General features: G+C 69.4%; 20 protein-coding genes and 1 riboswitch. Of the genes, 7 read left to right on the plus strand and 13 right to left on the minus strand.

Features of this window, described 5'->3' with window-relative positions:
• Positions 1-26 precede the first annotated feature (26 nt).
• Complete coding sequence (locus OG245_RS09030; RefSeq protein WP_003969643.1) at positions 27-269, minus strand: hypothetical protein; 243 nt, start codon at positions 267-269, stop codon at positions 27-29.
• A gap of 193 nt (positions 270-462) precedes the next feature.
• Here OG245_RS09030 and OG245_RS09035 point away from each other — a divergent pair, with 193 nt between their 5' ends.
• Positions 463-1,218 carry a rhomboid family intramembrane serine protease gene (locus OG245_RS09035; RefSeq protein ID WP_371623001.1) on the plus strand — a complete coding sequence of 252 codons (756 nt, stop codon included), beginning with the start codon at positions 463-465 and terminating at the stop codon, positions 1,216-1,218.
• Positions 1,215-1,496: an Lrp/AsnC family transcriptional regulator gene (locus tag OG245_RS09040; RefSeq protein ID WP_003969641.1), complete on the plus strand. Its 282-nt coding sequence runs from the start codon at positions 1,215-1,217 to the stop codon at positions 1,494-1,496. The genes OG245_RS09035 and OG245_RS09040 overlap by 4 nt, the downstream gene beginning before the upstream one ends.
• A 95-nt stretch (positions 1,497-1,591) precedes the next feature.
• Here the strand turns inward: OG245_RS09040 and OG245_RS09045 are convergent, their stop codons facing one another.
• The 6 genes from OG245_RS09045 to OG245_RS09070 all read right to left on the minus strand — a co-directional run bounded on the left by OG245_RS09045 (position 1,592) and on the right by OG245_RS09070 (position 8,753).
• Entirely contained in the window at positions 1,592-2,983 is a 1,392-nt protein-coding gene (locus OG245_RS09045) for an aminotransferase class V-fold PLP-dependent enzyme (RefSeq protein ID WP_371623002.1), read from the minus strand.
• A gap of 177 nt (positions 2,984-3,160) precedes the next feature.
• A riboswitch (SAM riboswitch) is annotated at positions 3,161-3,278 on the minus strand.
• A 106-nt stretch (positions 3,279-3,384) separates the two neighbouring features.
• A complete protein-coding gene (gene trpD, locus OG245_RS09050) occupies positions 3,385-4,449 on the minus strand; it encodes an anthranilate phosphoribosyltransferase (protein WP_371623003.1) in 1,065 nt (354 codons plus the stop codon).
• A 123-nt stretch (positions 4,450-4,572) separates the two neighbouring features.
• Positions 4,573-6,222: a cytochrome bc complex cytochrome b subunit gene (locus OG245_RS09055; protein WP_371623004.1), complete on the minus strand. Its 1,650-nt coding sequence runs from the start codon at positions 6,220-6,222 to the stop codon at positions 4,573-4,575.
• Positions 6,219-7,271 carry a ubiquinol-cytochrome c reductase iron-sulfur subunit gene (locus OG245_RS09060; RefSeq protein WP_215102947.1) on the minus strand — a complete coding sequence of 351 codons (1,053 nt, stop codon included), beginning with the start codon at positions 7,269-7,271 and terminating at the stop codon, positions 6,219-6,221. The genes OG245_RS09055 and OG245_RS09060 overlap by 4 nt, the downstream gene beginning before the upstream one ends.
• Positions 7,268-8,077, minus strand: a complete 810-nt coding sequence (locus tag OG245_RS09065; protein ID WP_371623005.1) for a c-type cytochrome — start codon at positions 8,075-8,077, stop codon at positions 7,268-7,270. Before OG245_RS09065 ends, OG245_RS09060 begins: the two co-directional genes overlap by 4 nt.
• A gap of 55 nt (positions 8,078-8,132) precedes the next feature.
• Positions 8,133-8,753: a heme-copper oxidase subunit III gene (locus tag OG245_RS09070; RefSeq protein ID WP_003969635.1), complete on the minus strand. Its 621-nt coding sequence runs from the start codon at positions 8,751-8,753 to the stop codon at positions 8,133-8,135.
• A gap of 199 nt (positions 8,754-8,952) precedes the next feature.
• On the opposite strand from OG245_RS09070, the gene OG245_RS09075 reads away from it, so the two are divergent.
• Positions 8,953-9,354: a hypothetical protein gene (locus OG245_RS09075; protein WP_371623006.1), complete on the plus strand. Its 402-nt coding sequence runs from the start codon at positions 8,953-8,955 to the stop codon at positions 9,352-9,354.
• 70 nt (positions 9,355-9,424) lie between these two features.
• Here the strand turns inward: OG245_RS09075 and OG245_RS09080 are convergent, their stop codons facing one another.
• From OG245_RS09080 to coxB, 4 genes are all read right to left on the minus strand, one after another.
• Positions 9,425-10,678 carry an Ig-like domain-containing protein gene (locus OG245_RS09080; protein WP_371623007.1) on the minus strand — a complete coding sequence of 418 codons (1,254 nt, stop codon included), beginning with the start codon at positions 10,676-10,678 and terminating at the stop codon, positions 9,425-9,427.
• 141 nt (positions 10,679-10,819) lie between these two features.
• Positions 10,820-11,218: a cytochrome c oxidase subunit 4 gene (locus tag OG245_RS09085; RefSeq protein WP_003969632.1), complete on the minus strand. Its 399-nt coding sequence runs from the start codon at positions 11,216-11,218 to the stop codon at positions 10,820-10,822.
• Complete coding sequence (ctaD, locus tag OG245_RS09090) at positions 11,215-12,951, minus strand: cytochrome c oxidase subunit I (protein ID WP_215102942.1); 1,737 nt, start codon at positions 12,949-12,951, stop codon at positions 11,215-11,217. The genes OG245_RS09085 and ctaD overlap by 4 nt, the downstream gene beginning before the upstream one ends.
• Positions 12,948-13,916, minus strand: a complete 969-nt coding sequence (coxB, locus tag OG245_RS09095) for a cytochrome c oxidase subunit II (RefSeq protein WP_371623008.1) — start codon at positions 13,914-13,916, stop codon at positions 12,948-12,950. The genes ctaD and coxB overlap by 4 nt, the downstream gene beginning before the upstream one ends.
• 273 nt (positions 13,917-14,189) lie before the next feature.
• On the opposite strand from coxB, the gene OG245_RS09100 reads away from it, so the two are divergent.
• The gene (locus OG245_RS09100) at positions 14,190-15,572 is read left to right on the plus strand and encodes a cysteine desulfurase/sulfurtransferase TusA family protein (protein WP_371623009.1); all 1,383 of its coding nucleotides are present in this window, start codon (positions 14,190-14,192) and stop codon (positions 15,570-15,572) included.
• Here the strand turns inward: OG245_RS09100 and OG245_RS09105 are convergent, their stop codons facing one another.
• Entirely contained in the window at positions 15,573-16,547 is a 975-nt protein-coding gene (locus OG245_RS09105) for a carbohydrate kinase family protein (RefSeq protein WP_371623010.1), read from the minus strand. It lies immediately after the preceding gene.
• Between the two features lie 157 nt (positions 16,548-16,704).
• On the opposite strand from OG245_RS09105, the gene OG245_RS09110 reads away from it, so the two are divergent.
• Together OG245_RS09110 and OG245_RS09115 are read left to right on the plus strand one after the other, a co-directional pair.
• Entirely contained in the window at positions 16,705-16,902 is a 198-nt protein-coding gene (locus OG245_RS09110) for a hypothetical protein (protein ID WP_371623011.1), read from the plus strand.
• 195 nt (positions 16,903-17,097) lie between these two features.
• Entirely contained in the window at positions 17,098-18,531 is a 1,434-nt protein-coding gene (locus OG245_RS09115; protein ID WP_371623012.1) for a hypothetical protein, read from the plus strand.
• Between the two features lie 89 nt (positions 18,532-18,620).
• On the opposite strand, the gene OG245_RS09120 is transcribed toward OG245_RS09115, so the two are convergent.
• On the minus strand, positions 18,621-18,977 hold the full coding sequence (locus tag OG245_RS09120) for a HesB/IscA family protein (RefSeq protein ID WP_371623013.1): 357 nt from the start codon (positions 18,975-18,977) through the stop codon (positions 18,621-18,623).
• A 264-nt stretch (positions 18,978-19,241) separates the two neighbouring features.
• Here OG245_RS09120 and nadA point away from each other — a divergent pair, with 264 nt between their 5' ends.
• Entirely contained in the window at positions 19,242-20,429 is a 1,188-nt protein-coding gene (nadA, locus tag OG245_RS09125; protein ID WP_371623014.1) for a quinolinate synthase NadA, read from the plus strand.
• Positions 20,430-20,538: the final 109 nt, after the last annotated feature.

Consider the following 20,538-nt stretch of genomic DNA (forward strand, 5'->3'; position numbering starts at 1 on the left):
CATAGATATGTGATGGGTGCGCTTCCTCAGGAAGCGGCACCCGGCCTGTCCACCAGTTCGATCTGGTCCACCGCGTTGCACCAACGACAGCGGACCGACTCGATGGTCTCACTGACGACCTCCCGCTCCTCGACACTCGACTCACCGGCCAGGTCGAGGTGCACGTACTCCACGACCTTGGAGGAACGGGTCACGTCGAAGCGCGTGAGGTTGCCGCACAGGGTGCAGCGCCAGCGGGTCGAGTCGGTCGGCAGGGGAACCGTCGTCATCGTTGCGTCCTCTTTCGTCGTCTCCAGGAGCCCGCGCCGGGCGCGCCGCCGCGTCTCCACCTGTCTACGCCAAGGATCTCGCGGTGCGCCGTCGAACTGCGGAAGTCCTGGCGTAACCCTACGGCCTCGCGTATAGGCATCGGCACGGCGAGGCGCTCCATCCCGTTCTCCACCGGTACGTCATGCTCTGTACATGATCGATGGGCGGCAGGCCGACGGGCGGACCACGGCCGGGAGGATCCGGGACGCGGCGGTGTCGAGCGGCGCCCCGGTCACCTACGGACTGATCGGCGTCTGCGGTGTGATCTTCCTGATCAGCCCGCTCTCCGGGTTCGGCGGCGCCGCCCAGGGGAGCGAGGACGCGCTGCTCGCCGCGCAGGCCGCGTACTTCGAGCGGTGGGGGGTGATCCCCGCCGAGCTGTGGGAGGGGTCGGCGCATGCGCTGCTGACCCCGTTCACCGCGCTGTTCGTGCACGGCAGCTGGCTGCACCTGCTGGGGAACCTGCTGTTCCTGTACGTGTTCGGCGCGATGGCCGAGGAGCGCATGGGCCGGGTGCGGTTCGCCCTGTTCTACGTGGGCTGCGGCTATGTGGCGCTGGTCTGCTACGCGGCGGCGCACGCGGACTCCGGGCAGACGCTGGTGGGTGCGTCGGGGGCGATCTCCGCGGTGCTCGGCGCGTTCCTGTACCTCTTCCCGAAGACCCGGGTGACCAGCCTGTTCCCGTTCCTCTTCTTCCTGCCGCTGCGCTTCCCCGCCTGGATGGTGCTGGTCTTCTGGTTCGGGCTCCAGTGGGCGGCTGCGCAGGGTGCGGGCAGCGGTCCCGGGGTGGCGTACCTGGCGCATGTGGCGGGCTTCGCGGCCGGGTTCCTCTGCGCCTGGGTGGGCTGTCGGGGTGGGGCTAGAGTGAAGGTTCCAGCCACGGCCACCGAGGGAGACAGCCAGCCGTGATCACCGCGATCGTGCTCATCAAGACCAGCGTGGACCGGATTCCGGAGATCGCCGAGGCCATCGCCGCGCTGGACAGTGTCAGCGAGGTCTTCTCCGTCACCGGCACCTACGACCTGATCGCCATGGTCCGGGTCGCCAGGCACGACGACCTCGCCGATGTCATCCCCGGCCGGATCAGCAAGATCCCGGGCGTCGAGGGCACCGACACCCACGTGGCGTTCCGTACGTACTCCCAGCACGACCTGGAAGCGGCCTTCGCCATCGGCCTCGACGCGTAGGGCCTGACGAGGGCCTGAGGACGGACCAGGGACACACCGGCGTCGCACCTCGGCCGGGGACGGGCGGCGCGCCCGTCCCCGGCCGGGGTGTTTCATCAGAACGTGTCCCGGACCCGGGCGGCCTCGCCCCGGTCGGGCACGCAACGGCCTTCCTCGGTGCGGTAGTTCCAGCGGGCTCCCTCGCGGACCAGCTCGGAGACCGCGCGCAGGAACCGGTCGATGTGCTCGTCGGGCGTACCGGCGCCGAAGCTGACACGGATCGCGTTGAGCGAGCGTTCGCCCGGCTCGGCCTCCGGCGCTCCGCACTCGCCCGGGTCCTGCGGGTCGCTGCCGAGCAGGGTGCGCACCAGCGGGTGGGCGCAGAAGAGGCCGTCGCGCACGCCGATGCCGTACTCCGCGGAGAGCGCGGCGGCGAAGTGCGAGCTGTTCCAGCCGCGCACCACGAAGGAGATGACGCCGACCCGGGGGGCGTCGTCGCCGAACAGCGAGAGCACCTGCACCTCGGGCACCTCGGCGAGCCCCTCGCGGACCCGGCCCACGAGCTCCTGCTCCCGGGCGACCAGGCCCTCGAAGCCGGCCTCGGTCAGGGCCTTGCAGGCGGAGGCGATGGAGTAGACGCCGATGACGTTGGGCGAACCGGCCTCGTGGCGGGCGGCCGTGGTGTGCCAGTCGACGTCCACGCCGCCGTCGGCGCGCCGGGCGACCTTGCGGGACGCGCCGCCGCCGGCGAGGTACGGCTCGGCGGCCTGGAGCCAGTCGGCGCGGCCGGCCAGGACCCCGGAGCCGAAGGGCGCGTACAGCTTGTGGCCGGAGAACGCGACCCAGTCGACGTCCAGTTCGGCGATGTCCACGGGGTGGTGCGGGGCCAGCTGGGCGGCGTCGAGGACGATGCGGGCGCCGTGCGCGTGGGCGGCCGCGGCCAGCTCCCTCACCGGCCACAGCTCACCGGTCACGTTGGACGCGCCGGTGACGCAGACGAGGGCGGGGCCGTAGGGGTCGCGGTCGGCGAGCGCGCGCTCCAGGGCCTCGACGGCCTGGGCCGGGGTGCGGGGCGCGTTGAGGTAGGTGACCCGGGCGTCGCGCCAGGGCAGCAGGGACGCGTGGTGCTCGGTCTCGTAGACGAAGACCTGGCAGTCGGCGGGGATCGCGGCGGCCAGCAGGTTGAGGGAGTCGGTCGTGGAGCGGGTGAAGACCACCTGGTCGTCCGCGCGGCAGCCGAGGAACTCCGCGACCGTGCGGCGGCTGTTCTCGAAGAGGTCGGTGGAGAGCTGCGAGAGGTAGCCGGCACCGCGGTGGACGCTGCCGTAGTACGGGGCGTACGCGGCGACGTCGTCCCAGACCCGCTGGAGGGCCGGGGCGCTGGCGGCGTAGTCGAGCGCGGCGTAGGTGACCTCACCGCCGGTGACGAGCGGAACCGTGACGTTCTGCCCCAGAACGGGCAGCGGGGCACAAACCGACGAGTCGAGGGCAGCGGTGGGGACAGACATGGCGAACTCCCGTAACAGGCAGGCGAAATCCGGCGCCGGCGGATACGCGGCAGCGCAGGAGGAGGAAAGGAAAAGGGTGCGCGGAAGGAGGGCGATAAGCCCTAGCGCATTCGCTTGCTCACAGAAGACTCCCTAGGGACCAGGACCCCGGGGGCTGGCATCCGCTGGATGCCGAGGGGCCCGCGCTTGCCGCAGACCTCGCTGCCTGCGGCCTGGTCTTCACCCGGGGCACCCCGCCACGGACGGAGGGTTGCCGGACAGCGGGCCGGGGCCGTAGTCGCTGTCACTCATGACCTGCGCAGCATCTTGCCATACGTGCGCACACGCGCAAGGGCGCAGTCCGGCATCCGGACTGCGCCCTGTGTCACACCGTGTGCCCCGGAGCCGTCCCCGGGGCGCGCTCAAGCGTTGCTGGCCGCCACCCAGCGCCCCAGTGCCCGCTTGGCGGCCCCGGAGTCGATGGCCTCGGCCGCGACGAGGATCTTCGCCGCGAGCTGTTCGGTCAGCGTGCCGGGGCCCGGGTCCAGGGCGACCAGGGCCGCCGCCGAATTGAGCAGCACCGCCTCGCGTACCGCGCCCGCCTCGCCGTCCAGCAGGCGGCGGGCCACATCGGCGTTGTACGAGGCGTCGGCGCCGCGCAGCGCCTCGACGGGGACGATGGGCAGCCCGACGTCGCGCGGGTCGAAGGGCTCCTCGCGGACCGCGCCGTCGCGCACCACCCAGACCCGGGAGGTGGCGGTGGTGGTCAGCTCGTCGAGTCCGTCGTCGCCGCGGAAGACCAGCGCCGAGTTCCCCCGGTCCGCCAGCACGCCCGCGACGATGGGCGCCATCCGGGCGTCGGCGACGCCGACCGCCTGCGCGCGGACCTGGGCCGGGTTGGTGAGGGGCCCCAGGATGTTGAACGTGGTCTGCGCGCCGAGTTCCTTGCGGGCCTTGGCGGCGTACCGCAGGGCGGGGTGGAACTTCACGGCGAAGCAGAAGGTGATGCCCGCCGCTTCGGCTACCTCGACGACCCGCCGCGGGGTCAGCTCCAGGTTGACGCCGAGCTTCTCCAGCACGTCGGAGGAGCCGCTCGCGGAGGAGGCGGCGCGGTTGCCGTGCTTGACGACCTTGGCACCGGTGCCGGCGATGACGATCGCGGACATGGTCGAGATGTTGACCGTCTTGGCGAGGTCGCCGCCGGTGCCGACGATGTCGACGGTCCGGCCCGGCACCTCGATGGTGTTGGCGTGGGCGTACATCGCGCGGACGAGGCCGGTGACCTCGTCGACGGTCTCGCCCTTGGCCCGCAGCGCGACGGCGAACCCGGCGATCTGCGCGTCGGTGGCCTCGCCGCTCATGATGCGGTCCATGGCCCAGGCGGTCTCCTCGGAGCTGAGGTCCTCGCCGCGCAGGAGGGGGTTCAGGAGGCCGGGCCAGGAACGGTCCGCCACGCTGTCGCCGCCGTTCGGGGTCACAACGTTCATGGTCCGCTCCAGGGTCCACAGCCGGTCAGGAAAGATGGCTCCACCCTATCCAGCCGGGCGGACCGCGAAGAGCCCCGTCCATCGGATGGACGGGGCTCTCACGGTGGCGATCGGTTCAGGTGATCAGTGGTGGCCGTGGCCCTCGCTGATCTCCTTGTACTCCTCGGGGGTGGCCTTGGGGATCTGGTTCCCGTCGGCGTAGTACCCCTTGCTGAGCTTGGCGCGCAGCTTCTGCACCGGGGAGATCTTGCGCTTCACGCCGTTCTCGTCGACCGCGGGGCCGAGGTCGATCGGCTGGTACTGCTCGTGCGCCGTGAGCGTGTGCAGCTGCCCGGGGCTGAGCGGCTCGTGGATCTCGACGAACTCACCGTGCGGCAGGCGCTTGATGATGCCGGTCTCGCGACCGTGCAGCACCTTCTCCCGGTCGCGGCGCTGGAGGCCGAGGCAGATCCGCTTGGTGACGATGAACGCGATGACCGGTCCGACGAAGAAGAAGATCCGGACGAACCAGGTGATCGAGTTGATCGACAGGTGGAAGTGCGTGGCCCACAGGTCGTTTCCACCGCCGACGAGGCCGATGAAGTACGCCGTGATCCAGGCGACGCCGAAGCCCGTACGGGTCGGGACGTTGCGCGGGCGGTCCAGGATGTGGTGCTCGCGCTTGTCGCCGGTGACCCAGGACTCGATGAACGGGTACACCGCGATCGCGGTGAGGACCACGCCGAAGCCGACCAGCGGGATGAACACGCCCAGGGCGAGCGTGTGGCCCCACAGGTTGATCTCCCAGCCCGGCATCACACGCACCAGGCCCTCGGCGAAGCCCATGTACCAGTCGGGCTGTGCGCCGGTGGAGACCTGGTCGACCCGGTACGGGCCGATGGCCCAGATCGGGTTGATCGTGGCGATGGCGGAGATGGCCGCGATGATGCCGAAGACGAGGAAGAAGAACCCTCCGGCCTTCGCCATGTACACGGGCAGCAGCGGCATGCCGACGACGTTCTTGTTCGTCCGGCCGGGACCCGCGAACTGCGTGTGCTTGTGGTAGAAGACCAGGATCAGGTGCGCCACCAGCAGGCCGAGCATGATGCCCGGCAGCAGCAGGATGTGGATCGAGTAGAACCGGGCCACGAAGTCGTGGCCGGGGAACTCGCCGCCGAACAGGAACATCGAGATGTACGTACCGACGATCGGCACGGACAGGATCGCGCCCTGGGTGAAGCGGACACCCGTACCGGAGAGCAGGTCGTCCGGGAGGGAGTAGCCGGTGAACCCGGTGAACATGCCGAGCACGAACAGCAGGAAGCCGAAGAGCCAGTTGATCTCGCGCGGCTTGCGGAACGCGCCCGTGAAGAAGACGCGCATCATGTGCACGAACATCGCGGCCAGGAAGATCAGCGCGGCCCAGTGGTGGATCTGCCGGACGAGCAGACCGCCGCGGACCTCGAAGCTGATCTTCAGGGTCGAGGCGTAGGCCTCGGACATCCGGATGCCCTGCATGGGCTCGTACGGACCGTGGTAGACGATCTCGCCCATGCTCGGCTGGAAGAACAGCGTCAGATACACGCCCGTGAGGATGATGATGATGAAGCTGTAGAGCGCGACCTCACCGAGCATGAAGGACCAGTGGTCCGGGAAGATCTTGCGCATGTTGGCCTTGGCGAGGCCGTAGATGCCCAGCCGGCCGTCCGCCCAGTCGGCCACCCGCTCGCCGGCCGGGGCCTTGCGCTCGTCCGCCGGTCCGGCGGCGGAGGGGTTCTTTGTCGCAGTACTCATCCGCGCTCCCAGAAGGCAGCACCGACGGGCTCGTCGAAGTCGCCGAGCGCCTCGAGGTTGCCCTCGCTGTTGACACCGATCCGCAGCTGCGGAAGCGGGTGGCCGGCCGGACCGAAGATGACGCGAGCGCCGTCGGAGAGGTCGAAGGTGGACTGGTGGCACGGGCAGAGCACGTGGTGCGTCTGCTGCTCGTACAGGCTGATCGGGCAGCCGACGTGGGTGCAGATCTTGGAGAACGCGACGATGCCCTCGTGGGCCCAGTCACGCTGGCGCTTGTCCTTGATGTCGTCCGGCTCGATGCGGACGATCATCAGGGCGGCCTTGCCCATCTGCGTCTGGAAGTCGTGCGACTCCGGGTCGAGCCCCTCGGGCATGGCGAAGGCCAGCGACCCGACGGTGATGTGCTCGGGGCGCAGCGGCTTCATCGTGTTCATGTTGATGAGCTGCTTGCCCTCCGCCCACAGGGTCGTGCGGAGCTTCTTCTCCGGCAGCGGACCGAGGTCGCGCAGCAGGACCACACCGGAGAGCGGCACCAGGGCCAGCGCACCGAACATGGTGTTGCGGATCAGCTTGCGACGGCCGATCGCGGACTCCTCGGCACCGGCCTTGAAGTCGGCCAGGACCTGCGCCTTGACCTCGGGCGGGGCCTCGATCGGGTGGCGGTCGGCCGCGACCTCGACGTCGGACATCAGGGTGCGCGCCCAGTGGACGGCTCCCGCGCCGATGAAGAAGAGCGCCGCACCCAGGGTGAGACCCAGGGAGAAGTTGAGCGCGCTCACATGGCCGAAGGGCCAGATGTAGACGATCTTGTCCACCGGGAAGATGACGTAGGAGGCGATGAAGCCCACCGTCGCCAGCATCGAGAGGGTGAACATGAACGCGACGGCGCGTTCCGAGCGGTTCGCGGCGCGCTCGTCGAGGTCCTGGATGCGCGGCTGGTGGGCCGGCAGCCCCGGGTCGGCGAACGGGTCGTCGTGACGCTCCACCGCGCCGTGCGCGGTCTCCTGCACCACAGGCAGGTTGTCTTCTGGAATCTGTTGGCTACTCATGACTTCTTGGCCTTAGCGGTGTGGGCCGCGACCCAAACGGCGACTGCGACGAGCGCGCCGAGTCCGAAGACCCACGCGAACAGACCTTCGCTGACCGGGCCGAGACCGCCGAGGGCCAGGCCGCCGGGGCTCTCCGACTCGTCACCGTTCACGGTCTCGATGTACGCGATGATGTCCTTCTTCTCCTGCTCCGGCATCGTCGTGTCGGGGAAGGAGGGCATGCTCTGCGGGCCGGTCTGCATGGCCTCGTAGATGTGCTTCGGGCTCACGCCTTCGAGGTCGGGGGCGTACTTGCCCTCCGTCAGGGCTCCGCCCTTACCGGTGAAGTTGTGGCACTGGGCGCAGTTGGTGCGGAACAGTTCGCCGCCGTTGGCGACGTCGGCGCCCGCGGGGTCGACCTGCTTGTCGGTCGGCGTGATGGGACCGGCGCCGAGCGACGCGACGTACGCCGCGAGCTGGTCGATCTCCGCCTGGGTGTAGATGACCTTCTTCTTCGGTACCTGGGCGCCCGGCTGCTGCGCGGGCATACGGCCCGTACCGACCTGGAAGTCGACGGCGGCGGAGCCCACGCCCACGAGGGACGGCCCGTCGGTGGTGCCCTGACCGCCGGTTCCGTGGCAGCTGGCGCAGCCTACGGCGTAGAGCTTCTTGCCCTCTTCGATGGCGAGGGACTGGGCGGTTTCATCGGCCTGCGCCTTGCCCGCAGGCGCAAACGCGGCGTACAGCCCCCCGGTAGCCGCCAGCGCGAGGAGTAGTACGACGACCGCCGCCAGCGGATGGCGTCGTCGTGCGGAGAGCTTTTTCACGGATTACCCCGGTGTCAGGATCTTCTGCGTCGATGGTGGGCGGGTGCGAGCCCGGTTACTTGATCATGTAGATCGTTGCGAACAGGCCGATCCATACGACATCGACGAAGTGCCAGTAGTAGGACACGACGATGGCGGCGGTGGCCTGATCGTGGGTGAACCTCTTGGCTGCGTACGTTCTGCCGAGGACCAGCAGGAAGGCGATGAGACCGCCTGTCACGTGCAGACCGTGGAAGCCGGTGGTCAGGTAGAACACCGAGCCGTACGGGTCGGACGAGAGGGAGAGCCCCGCGTCCTTGACCAGCTCGGTGTACTCCAGGACCTGGCCGCCGATGAAGATCGCACCCATCACGAACGTGATGATGAACCAGGTGCGGAGCTTCTTCACATCGCCCCGCTCGGCTGCGAAAACGCCGAGCTGGCAGGTGAGTGAGGAGAGCACCAGGATCGTGGTGTTCGTCGCCGAGAACGGGAAGTTCAGATGATCGGACATCTCCTTCCAGTAATCGGGTCCCATCACCGATCGCAGGGTGAAGTACATCGCGAAGAGGGCCGCGAAGAACATCAGCTCGGAACTCAACCAGATGATGGTTCCGACGCTGGTGAGGTTCGGTCGATTGACCGACGGGTGCGCGTGCCCGGTTTCTACTGTCGTTGCTGTCGCCACGACCGACATTATGTCGGTCGCTTATCCCGCCCTCACCCCGGGGGGTGCCGTTCGGTGTGTCCGTACCGTCTGCAGGGGTCGCACCCTGCGCCGAACGGCCCATCGGAAGGTCGTCATTACCGGTGCTGACGGCCGGTCGGGCGGAGTACGATCCGCGCATCGGTTCATGCCCCGAGAGCCCCGACGACGTCGATGTCACGGAGGAACAATGCAGGCGACCGCCACGGTCCTGGTCTACAGCGACGACGCCAACATCCGCGAGCAGGTGAGGCTGGCAGCCGGTCGCAGGCCTGCCGCGGACGTCCCACCGGTGGAGTTCCTGGAGTGCGCGACGCTCCCGGCCGTCCTCAAGGCGCTGGACGGCGGCGGCGTCGACGTCTGCGTGCTGGACGGGGAGACGGCTCCCGTCGGCGGCATGGGCGTCTGCCGCCAGATCAAGGACGAGATCTTCCGCTGCCCGCCGGTGCTCCTGCTGATCGGCCGCCCGCAGGACGCGTGGCTGGCCACCTGGAGCCGGGCGGAGGCCGCCGTGACGCTCCCGGTCGACCCGGTGGAGTTCGCCGACGCGCTGGCGGCACTGCTGCGGCAGCGGCTCGCCGTGGAGGCCTGAGGGGCCCCCACGGCCCGCCGAGGGGCTTCCGGCGCCGTACGGCACCTGTCCGGGGCTTCCGGTGCCCGGGTCAGACGTGGGGACGCAGCCGGGCTGCCTGGAGCGTCTGCGGGCTGTCCGGCGCCCCCTCGTGGAGGGCGCTGCCCTTCTGCCACTTCTCCCAGGAGAGGTTCCAGTCGCCGAACCCGTTGCCGAACGGGTCCATGTCCTCGCCCTCGCTGCCGACGACCGTGACGATGTCGCCCTCGCGCACCGTGTCGAAGAACCATTCGGCGTTGCTGGTGCTCATGCCGGTGCAGCCGTGGCTGACGTTGGCGTTGCCCTGGGAGCCGGTGGACCACGGGGCGGCGTGGACGTACTCGCCGCTCCAGGTCACCCGGGTGGCCCAGTAGACCGGCAGGTCGTACGACTCCGAGGAGCCGGCCGCGATGCCGACGCTCTCGCCGCGCATACGGACGAACTGCTCCTTGGCGAGCACCACCTTGACCCCGTTGCGGGTGGAGAAGCCGGGCTTGCCGGTGGTGACCGGAATGGTGTTGATCACTTCTCCGTTGCGGAGCACCGTCAGGGTGTGGTCCGCGGCGTCGGTGACGGCCTCGATCCGGTCGCCGGTGGCGAGCTTCAGCGGCTTGGCCTCGGCTCCGTAGAGCGCGTTGGTCACCTTGATGCCCGCCAGGTTGGAGCGGACCTCGATGGAGGCGTTCGCGGGCCAGTACTCCTTCGGGCGGTAGTGCAGCTTCTTGTCGTCGACCCAGTACCAGGAGCCGGTGACGGCCGGGGTGGAGCGGACCTTCAGGGCGCGCTCGACGGTGGCCCTGGCCGCCTTGTCGGTGATCGGAGCGCTGAGTTCCGCCGTGATGGGCTGTCCGACGCCGTAGGTGCCCGCCTCCGGGCCGAAGGCTACCTTCAGCAACTTCTTGGGCGAGGAGGTGCCGAAGGACAGCGTACGGACCCCTGGAGCGCCGTCGCCGTTCTCCATGGCGACCCTGACGGTGTAACCGGTGCCGGCCGCGAGCGGGGCGGTGGAGCGCCAGCGCCTCCCGTCGGCGGAGAGCTCCCCCGCCAGATGGCGGCCGCCGGTGTCCACGGCGCTGACGTCGGTGATGCGCCCGTCGTCGCCCTTGACGGTGACTTCCAGGGGCTTGTCGGGGTCGGCCTTCTCCTTGTCGGAGGGGCCGTTGAAGGAGACCTGGTCGCCCGCGTCGAAAGGCTTCGTGGAGAGCGGGTGGCCGTCGGGCGAGCCACAGGCGGTCGCACCCGCGGCGAGGGTCACGACCAGCAGGGTGCAGCTCACTACGGTGCGGATGCGCGGCGTGTGGTTCATGCCGTCCACGCTAAGAAGATTCATCCGTTCCAGCGCGTTCAGTGACTCCGAACGAGCGAAGGGCCCGCGTCGCTGCCGGCGACGCGGGCCCTTCGTGGTGTAGCGCGTGTCACCGGCGGTGCGGTGTCACGGGGTGCGGTGTCACTGGGTGCGGTTCTCGCCCCGGTAGTACTCGAAGACCCAGCCGAAGAGGCCGATCAGGAGCAGGGGTGCGGAGAAGTACATCAGCCACCAGCCGAAGACGACGCCCATGAAGGCGAAGGCTCCGCCGACCGCCAGGGAGAGGGGCTGCCAGCTGTGCGGGGAGAAGAACCCCAGCTCGCCCGCCTCGTCGGCGACGTCCGCTTCCTTGTTGTCCTGGGCCATGGCGTCGACCCGGTTGGCCGTGAAGGCCAGGTAGAAGCCGATCATGATGGACAGCCCGAAGGCCAGGAAGAGGGCCGTGGTGCCGACCGGCTCCTTGGACCACACGCCGTACACGACGGCCATGGCGAGGATGAAGACGCTCAGCCAGATGAACATCTGTCCCTGGATCTTCACTTGCCTGCCTCCTTGCCGCCGGCGAGGGCCTTGTCCGACTCGGAGAGGTGGTCGAGCTGTTCGAGCGCCGTGATCTCCGGGTGGTGCAGGTCGAACGCCGGGGATTCCGAACGGATCCGCGGCAGCGTGAGGAAGTTGTGCCGCGGCGGCGGGCAGGAGGTCGCCCACTCCAGCGAACGGCCGTAACCCCACGGGTCGTCGACCTCGATCTTCTTGCCGTACTTCGCGGTCTTCCAGACGTTGTAGAAGAACGGCAGCATCGACAGGCCGAGCAGGAACGAGGAGATCGTCGAGATCGTGTTCAGCGCGGTGAAGCCGTCGGCGTCGAGATAGTCCGCGTAACGACGCGGCATGCCCTCGGCACCGAGCCAGTGCTGCACCAGGAACGTGCCGTGGAAGCCCACGAACAGCGTCCAGAACGTGATCTTGCCGAGCCGCTCGTCCAGCATCTTGCCGGTGAACTTCGGCCACCAGAAGTGGAATCCGGAGAACATCGCGAAGACCACGGTGCCGAAGATGACGTAGTGGAAGTGCGCGACGACGAAGTACGAGTCCGAGACGTGGAAGTCCATCGGGGGCGAGGCGAGGATGACGCCGGTCAGACCACCGAAGGTGAAGGTGATCAGGAAGCCGACGGCCCAGAGCATCGGTGTCTCGAAGGACAACGACCCCTTCCACATCGTGCCGATCCAGTTGAAGAACTTCACGCCTGTCGGTACGGCGATGAGGAACGTCATGAAGGAGAAGAACGGCAACAGCACACCGCCCGTGACGTACATGTGGTGTGCCCACACCGTCACGGAAAGGCCGGCGATGGCGATCGTCGCGGAGATCAGACCGATGTAGCCGAACATCGGCTTGCGGCTGAATACCGGGATGACCTCGGAAATGATTCCGAAGAATGGCAACGCGATGATGTACACCTCTGGATGGCCGAAGAACCAGAAGAGGTGTTGCCAGAGCAATGCGCCGCCATTGGCCGCGTCGAAGATATGCGCACCGAATTTACGGTCCGCCTCCAGTGCGAAGAGCGCGGCGGCGAGGACCGGGAAGGCCAGCAGGACCAGGACACCGGTCAGCAGGACGTTCCAGGTGAAGATCGGCATGCGGAACATCGTCATGCCGGGTGCGCGCATGCAGATGATCGTGGTGATGAAGTTGACCGAGCCGAGGATCGTGCCGAAGCCGGAGAAGGCCAGACCCATGATCCACATGTCGGCGCCGACGCCCGGCGAGCGGACCGCGTCCGAGAGCGGGGAGTAGGCGAACCACCCGAAGTCGGCCGCACCCTGCGGGGTGAGGAAGCCGGCCACCGCGATGAGCGAGCCGAAGAGGTACAGCCAGTAGGCGAACATGTTCAGCCGCGGGAACGCCACGTCGGGCGCGCCGATCTGCAGCGGCATGATCCAGTTCGCGAATCCGGCGAACAGCGGCGTCGCGAACATCAGCAGCATGATCGTGCCGTGCATCGTGAACGCCTGGTTGAACTGCTCGTTCGACATGATCTGCGTGCCCGGACGGGCCAGCTCGGCGCGCATGAAGAGCGCCATGAGTCCGCCGATGCAGAAGAACACGAACGACGTGACCAGGTAGAGCGTACCGATCGTCTTGTGGTCAGTGGTGGTCAGCCACGTGACGACGATGTTTCCCGGCTGCTTGCGCCGCACGGGCAGCTCGTCCTCGTACGAGTCGTCTGCCGGAGCGGCACCCTGAGATTCGTTGAGGATGCTCACAGTTGGTTCTTCTCCGCATTCCTGGCCGGGTCCGTCTGCGCGATGCCTGCCGGCACGTAGCCCGTCTGACCCTTCTCAGCCAGCTCCTTGAGGTGCTGCTGGTAACGCTCCGGGGAGACGACCTTGACGTTGAAGAGCATCCGGGAGTGGTCGGCGCCACAGAGCTCGGCGCACTTGCCCATGAAGGTGCCCTCCCGGTTGGGAGTCACCTCGAACGCGTTGGTGTGGCCCGGGATGACGTCCTGCTTCATGAGGAACGGCACCACCCAGAAGGAGTGGATGACGTCACGCGAAGTGAGGATGAAACGGACCTTCTCGCCCTTCGGCAGCCACAGGGTCGGACCCGGGTTGCCGTTCTGCGGGTTGCGGGTTCCGGGGATGCCCACGTCGTAGACGCCGCCGGCGCCCTCGGGGAAGTCCTTGTGGAACCGGTCGGGGATGGCGTCGAGTTCCTTGGGGATCTCGGGGCCCGCCGCGGGCTGGCCATCCACCTTCTCGATGTAGTTGAAGCCCCAGCTCCACTGGAAGCCGACCACGTTGATGGTGTGGGCGGGCTTTTCGGAGAGCTCTAGGAGCTTCGACTCATCTCGCGCGGTGAAGTAGAAGAGCACCGAGACGATGATGAGGGGAACCACTGTGTACAACGCCTCGATGGGCATATTGTACCTGGTCTGCGGAGGTACCTCCACCTTGGTCCTGCTGCGCCGGTGGAAGAAGACGCTCCAGAGGATCAGTCCCCAGACAAGGACACCCGTGACGAGCGCTGCCGCCCACGAGCCTTGCCAGAGGGAGAGGATCCGAGGGGCCTCTTCCGTAACCGGAGTGGGCATTCCGAGGCGGGGGAAATCCTCCCAGTTGTATGAACAACCGGAGGCCGTCGCCAGGACCAGGCCCGCAGTCAGCACCTGCGGCAGCTTCCGCCGCATCGGGCGCCGCGACGAGCGGTCGGAGCCGTTGGGACTCACGTAGCGCCTTCCCGAGAGTCTCGCCCGCACGGTCGGCGCGCCCGTATGTCTCTGGTCGGTCGCCGGCCCTGACGCGGGCAGGGGTTTGGATGTTTATGCGGACCAAACCCTACTGGACGCTATTTGGGGTCGCGCGGGGAGGGTGCCCAACGCGCCGCCCGACACCCCCATGGAGTGGAATCCGGGCCTCCGGCCCCCATCTGACGCCCACTCGCCCGTCCGGGAGGAACGGCCCCCGGCGAGGTGGGGCCGGGTGCGGGCTAGCGTGGCCGGGTGCCCTACTTCGATACCGCCTCCGCCGCCCCCCTGCACCCCGTCGCACGCCAGGCGCTGCTTGCCGCGCTCGACGAGGGCTGGGCCGATCCCGCCCGTCTGTACCGGGAGGGGCGGCGGGCCAGGCTGCTCCTGGACGCGGCCCGGGAGGCCGCCGCGGAGGCCGTCGGCTGCCGCCCCGACGAGCTGGTCTTCACCTCCTCCGGGACGACGGCGGTGCACGCGGGAATTGCCGGGGCCCTTTCGGGGCGTCGGCGTGTCGGCCGCCATCTGGCCCTCTCCGCGGTCGAACACTCGTCGGTACTCCATTCGGCGGCGGCCCACGAGGCGGCGGGCGGCTCGGTCACCGAGGTCCCGGTGGACCGCACGGGGGCGGCGGACCCGGAGGTGTACGGCGGGGCGCTGCGGGCGGACACGGCGCTGGCCTGCCTCCAGTCGGCCAACCACGAGGTGGGCACCGCGCAGCCGGTCGCCGAGGTAGCCGCGCGCTGTGCGGAGGCCGGGGTGCCGCTGCTGGTGGACGCGGCGCAGTCGCTCGGCTGGGGGCCGGTCCCGGGGGGCTGGTCGCTGCTGACGGCGAGCGCGCACAAGTGGGGCGGTCCGGCCGGGGTCGGGCTGCTCGCGGTCCGCAAGGGGGTGCGCTTCGCGCCCCAAGGACCGGCCGGGGAGCGGGAGTCGGGGCGGGCGGCGGGGTTCGAGAACCTGCCGGCGATCGTGGCGGCGGCGGCCTCGTTGCGCGCCGTACGGAGCGAGGCGGCGGCGGAGTCGGTGCGGCTGCGGGCGCTGGTGGACCGGATCCGGACCGTGGTGGCCGAGCGGGTGCCCGATGTCGAGGTGGTGGGTGATCCGGAGCGGCGGCTGCCGCACCTGGTCACCTTCTCCTGTCTCTATGTCGACGGGGAGACCCTGCTGCACGAGCTGGACCGGAGGGAGTTCTCCGTGTCGTCCGGCTCGTCCTGCACGAGCAGCACCCTGGTTCCGAGCCACGTCCTCAAGGCGATGGGGGTGCTCTCGGAGGGGAACGTGCGGGTGTCGCTGCCGGCGGGCACGGCCGCGGCGGACGTGGACCGCTTCCTGGAGGTGCTGCCCGGGGTCGTCGCCGAGGTGCGCGAGCGGCTCGGCGCCCCGGTGTCCGCGCCCCCCTCCCCCGGGCCCGCCGCCTCCCTGGTGGTCGACGCGCTGGGCCGGCGCTGCCCGATCCCGGTGATCGAGCTCGCAAAGGTGATCGGGGAGGTAGCGGTGGGCGCCACGGTGACGGTGCTCGCCGATGACGAGGCGGCGCGACTGGACATCCCGGCCTGGTGCGAGATGCGGGGCCAGGAGTACGTGGGCGAGGAGCCGGCGGACCGCGGCTCGGCCTATGTGGTCCGCCGGCTCGGCTGATCAGGCCAGGTGCTGCCGGACCTCGGCGGCGGCCTCGTGGCCGTACGCCTTCGTGAAGCGGTCCATGAAGTGGGTGCGGCGCAGGGTGTACTCCTGGGTGCCGACCGTCTCGATGACCAGGGTGGCGAGCATGCAGCCGACCTGGGCGGCGCGCTCCAGGCCGACGCCCCAGGCGAGGCCGGAGAGGAAGCCTGCCCGGAAGGCGTCGCCGACGCCGGTGGGGTCGGCCTTGCTGTCCTCCTCGGGGCAGCCGACCTCGATGGCCGGCTCGCCGGCCCGGTCGATCCGGACACCGCGCGCGCCGAGCGTGGTGACGCGGTGGCCGACCTTGGCGAGGATCTCCTCGTCGCTCCAGCCGGTCTTGGACTCGATGAGCCCCTTCTCGTACTCGTTGGAGAAGAGGTAGGTGGCGCCGTCGAGGAGGATACGGATGTCCTCGCCGTCCATCCGTGCGATCTGCTGCGAGAAGTCGGCGGCGAACGGGATGTTCCGGGTGCGGCACTCCTCGGTGTGGCGGAGCATCGCCTCGGGGTCGTCGGCTCCGATGGAGACGAGGTCCAGGCCGCCGAAGCGGTCGGCGATGCTCTTCAGCTCGATGAGGCGGGCCTCGCTCATCGCGCCCGTGTAGAAGGAGCCGATCTGGTTGTGGTCGGCGTCGGTGGTGCAGACGAAGCGGGCGGTGTGCAGTACCTCGGAGATACGGACCGAGCCGGTCTCGACGCCGTGCCGGTCGAGCCAGGCGCGGTACTCGTCGAAGTCGGAGCCCGCGGCGCCGACCAGGATCGGGCGGGTGCCGAGCAGGCCCATCCCGAAGCAGATGTTGGCGGCGACACCGCCCCGGCGCACATCGAGGTTGTCGACCAGGAAGGAGAGGGAGACCGTGTGCAGCTGATCCGCGACCAGCTGGTCGGCGAAGCGGCCGGGGAAGGTCATGAGGTGGTCGGTGGCGATCGAGCCGGTGACTGCAATACGCACGGGGAGGCTACTCCTGCGGAAGGCGAAGGGCCGTGAGTGCGCCCTCCGGGACGACGTGACAGTTCACGCTACCGGGTGAGTCGACCGGCCGGAAAAAGGGAAAACTACCCGATAGTAGGGCTTTCTACCTGAGCGCGACCGTGGTTACGGTGCGGATATGTCGAAGCACACCGCATTGCCCGAGTCGGAATTGAGCCTGGCCGCACTGCGCGGTGACTGCGCGCAGATGGCGCCGCACTGGACGGCGGCCGTGAAGAGCGCTCCCTCCCCGGTGAAGCCGTCCCTGATCAGCGGGGTGACGGTCCCGCCGTCGTCGGCGCGGCTGATCGACGCGATGTCCGAGTACGGCGACTGAGGGACTGGCCGGGACGGGACGGTCGGCATCACATTTCGGCCTTTTCCGTGCGGACTCCGGCGGCGACCGCACGGTGCCCGCGTCCGGCCGCCCCCACCGGGGAACCGCACGCTCCTCCGCTCCGTCCCACCGGTGTCCCCGTCCGGGGACACGCGGTAGGCACCGCGACGGCAACGCAGTCGAAGGAGCGATCCGGTGAGCACCGAGCGACCCGACAACGACGTGACCGGCCCCCGGCGGCGTCCGCCGCTCGCGGTGGCCTCGGTGGCCGCGGCCGTGCTGCTGGCCGGAGGCGGCGGGGCCTACTGGGCCTCGACCGCCGCGGGCGACGGCGACAAGGCGGACAGCGGCTCGTCGGCGCGGGGCGAGGCCCTGCCGCTGGCCCTGGACGCTCCCGCCGGGGACGGCCCGAGCCGTACGTCCCCGGACTCCCCTCCCCCGGGCATCGCACCCGGCGAACCGGACCCGGGCGGTCCGCCCGTGCTCTACCGGGCCGCCGGTGAACTCCCGGACGGCCCGGACGAGGCGGCGGTCCACCGCGCGAAGGGCACGGTCGCGTCAGGCGACGTGGCTCGGCTGGCGAAGGCGCTGAGCATCCCCGGCTCGCCGCGCACCGAGGGCACGTCCTGGGTGGTCGGCGACGACGACGGCCCCGGCGCCCTCCTGAAGGTGACGAAGCAGGCCCCGGGCACCTGGACGTTCGCCCGCAGCACCCCGCCAGAGCCGTGCCCTCCGGGGACGATGTGCGCGAACGGGACGGCCTCGGAGGCGGGCGGCGACCCGGTGAGCGAGAAGGCGGCGAAGGCGGCCGCGGTCCCGGTGCTCAAGGCGACCGGGCAGGACGACGCGGCGCTGAACGCGGGCCAGTTGATGGGCGACGTCCGCGTGGTGAACGCCGACCCGAGGATCGACGGGCTCCCGACGTACGGCTGGTCGACCGGTGTCCAGGTGGGCCCGGACGGCGAGGTGACCGGCGGCAGCGGACACCTGAAGGCGCTGGAGAAGGGCGACACCTACCCGACGGTCGGCGCGGACGAGGCGCTGAAGCAGCTGAACGCGGCGAGCCGGGGCAGGGGTGACGCCGAGCGGGACATCGGCGGCTGCGCCACTCCCGTACCGCACCAGGGCGAGCCGAAGCCCTCGGACCCGCAGTGCGTGCCGTCGAACGGCAAGCGGGCGCCGGTGGAGCAGACGGTCGAGGACGCGGTGTTCGGTCTCGCGCTGAACTACGTGGACGGCCGGCCGACGCTGGTGCCGTCCTGGCTGTTCACGGTCCGCCAGGCACCGGGCGGCCCGGAGAACACGGTCACGCAGGTCGCCGTGGACCCGGAGTTCATCGAGAAGCCGGAGACGCCCGCACCCTCCGGGGACCGGAAGGTGACGTCGTACGGCGCGGACGGGCGGACCCTTGAGGTGACGTTCTGGGGCGGCGTGTGCAGTACGTACACGGCGAGCGCGGAGGAGAGCGCGGGCCAGGTGGCGATCTCGGTGACGGAGAAGCCGCAGGAGGGCAAGAAGGCCTGCATCATGATCGCCAAGGAGCTGACGCGGACGGTGACCCTGGAGAAGCCGCTGGGCGACCGCACGGTGATCGACGCGGCGTCGGGCGGTGCGGTGCCGCGCGGCTGAGCGGGACGGCCGGATGAGCGGGATGAGCGGACATACGTACGGAGGCGGCCCCGGGACTGATCCCGGGGCCGCCTCCGTACGCGCAGCGTTTAGCTGAACGAGTCGCCGCAGGCGCAGGAGCCGGTGGCGTTCGGGTTGTCGATCGTGAAGCCCTGCTTCTCGATGGTGTCGACGAAGTCGATGGAGGCGCCGCCCAGGTACGGGGCGCTCATCCGGTCGGTGACGACCTTGACGCCGTCGAAGTCCTTCACGACGTCACCGTCGAGCGAGCGCTCGTCGAAGAAGAGCTGGTAACGCAGGCCCGAGCAACCGCCGGGCTGAACGGCGACGCGCAGCGCCAGGTCCTCGCGGCCTTCCTGCTCCAGCAGGCCCTTGACCTTGCCGGCGGCGGCGTCGGACAGGAGGATGCCGTCGCTCACGGTGGTGGTCTCGTCCGATACGGACATCTGCTTCTCTCCCGGGTTGTACGGACTGCTTGCCGACGGTTCAACCGCCAGACCCGCGGATTCATTCCGGGCCAAGCGCTTGTCTGTTCCTTTTCATGCTCGCACACCGTGCCGCCCGGGGGATGCGTCACATCGACGCTATCGGCATCGTCAACGTGACACGAAGCGGCTATGATAGATAGCGTCAAATAGACGAAAAGGCGAGTTCGCCGAAGCACTTCGCGGATGTTCGCGGAGTGATCTTGCATTCGCAGACTAGAAAGGGTGCGTGACGTGACCACGGCCCAGCCCCTGGACGTACAGCCGACACCGCTCGCGCTGCTGCTGCTCGGCCGTGAGGCCGACCCGAGGAGCGAGCGCGGCGTCGAATGCCCCGGCGACCTGCCCTCCCCGTCCGACCCGGACCTGGTGGAGCGCGCCCGCGCCGCGAAGGAGAAGCTCGGGGACAAGGTCTTCGTCCTCGGCCACCACTACCAGCGCGACGAGGTCATCCAGTTCGCGGACGTCACCGGCGACTCGTTCAAGCTGGCCCGCGACGCGGCCGCCCGCCCGGAGGCCGAGTACATCGTCTTCTGCGGCGTCCACTTCATGGCGGAGTCCGCGGACATCCTGACCACGGACGCCCAGGCGGTCGTGCTGCCCGACCTGGCGGCCGGCTGCTCGATGGCCGACATGGCCACCGCCGAGCAGGTCGCCGAGTGCTGGGACGTGCTGACGGAGGCCGGGGTCGCCGATCAGGTGGTACCCGTCTCGTACATGAACTCCTCCGCCGACATCAAGGCCTTCACCGGCAAGCACGGCGGCACGATCTGCACGTCGTCCAACGCGAAGCGGGCCCTGGAGTGGGCCTTCGAGCAGGGCGAGAAGATCCTCTTCCTCCCCGACCAGCACCTGGGCCGCAACACGGCCGTGCGGGACCTGGGGCTGAGCCTCGAGGACTGCGTCCTCTACAACCCGCACAAGCCCAACGGCGGCCTCACCGCCGAGCAGCTGCGCGACGCGAAGATGATCCTGTGGCGCGGGCACTGCTCGGTCCACGGCCGCTTCTCGGTCGAGTCGGTCGAGGACGTCCGCGCCCGGATGCCCGGGGTCAACGTGCTGGTGCACCCGGAGTGCAAGCACGAGGTCGTCGCCGCCGCGGACTACGTGGGCTCGACGGAGTACATCATCAAGGCCCTGGAGGCGGCCCCGGCCGGCTCGAAGTGGGCCATCGGCACGGAGCTGAACCTGGTCCAGCGGCTGGCGAACCGTTTCGCCGCGGAGGACAAGGAGATCGTCTTCCTCGACAAGACGGTCTGCTTCTGCTCGACGATGAACCGCATCGACCTGCCGCACCTGGTCTGGACCCTGGAGTCGCTGGCCGAGGGCAAGCTGGTCAACCGGATCGAGGTCGACCCGGAGACGGAGAAGTACGCGAAGCTCGCCCTGGAGCGGATGCTCGCGCTGCCGTAGGGCCGCGCGGGTCCGGAGGGGGAGGGCAGCCCCGGAGACACCGGAAGCGCCGGAAGTCACGCGAAAGTCCCGGTATGCCGCAGGTCGGCGTACCGGGACTTTCGCGTAC

The organism is Streptomyces sp. NBC_01116 (assembly GCF_041435495.1).
Lineage (GTDB): Bacteria > Actinomycetota > Actinomycetes > Streptomycetales > Streptomycetaceae > Streptomyces.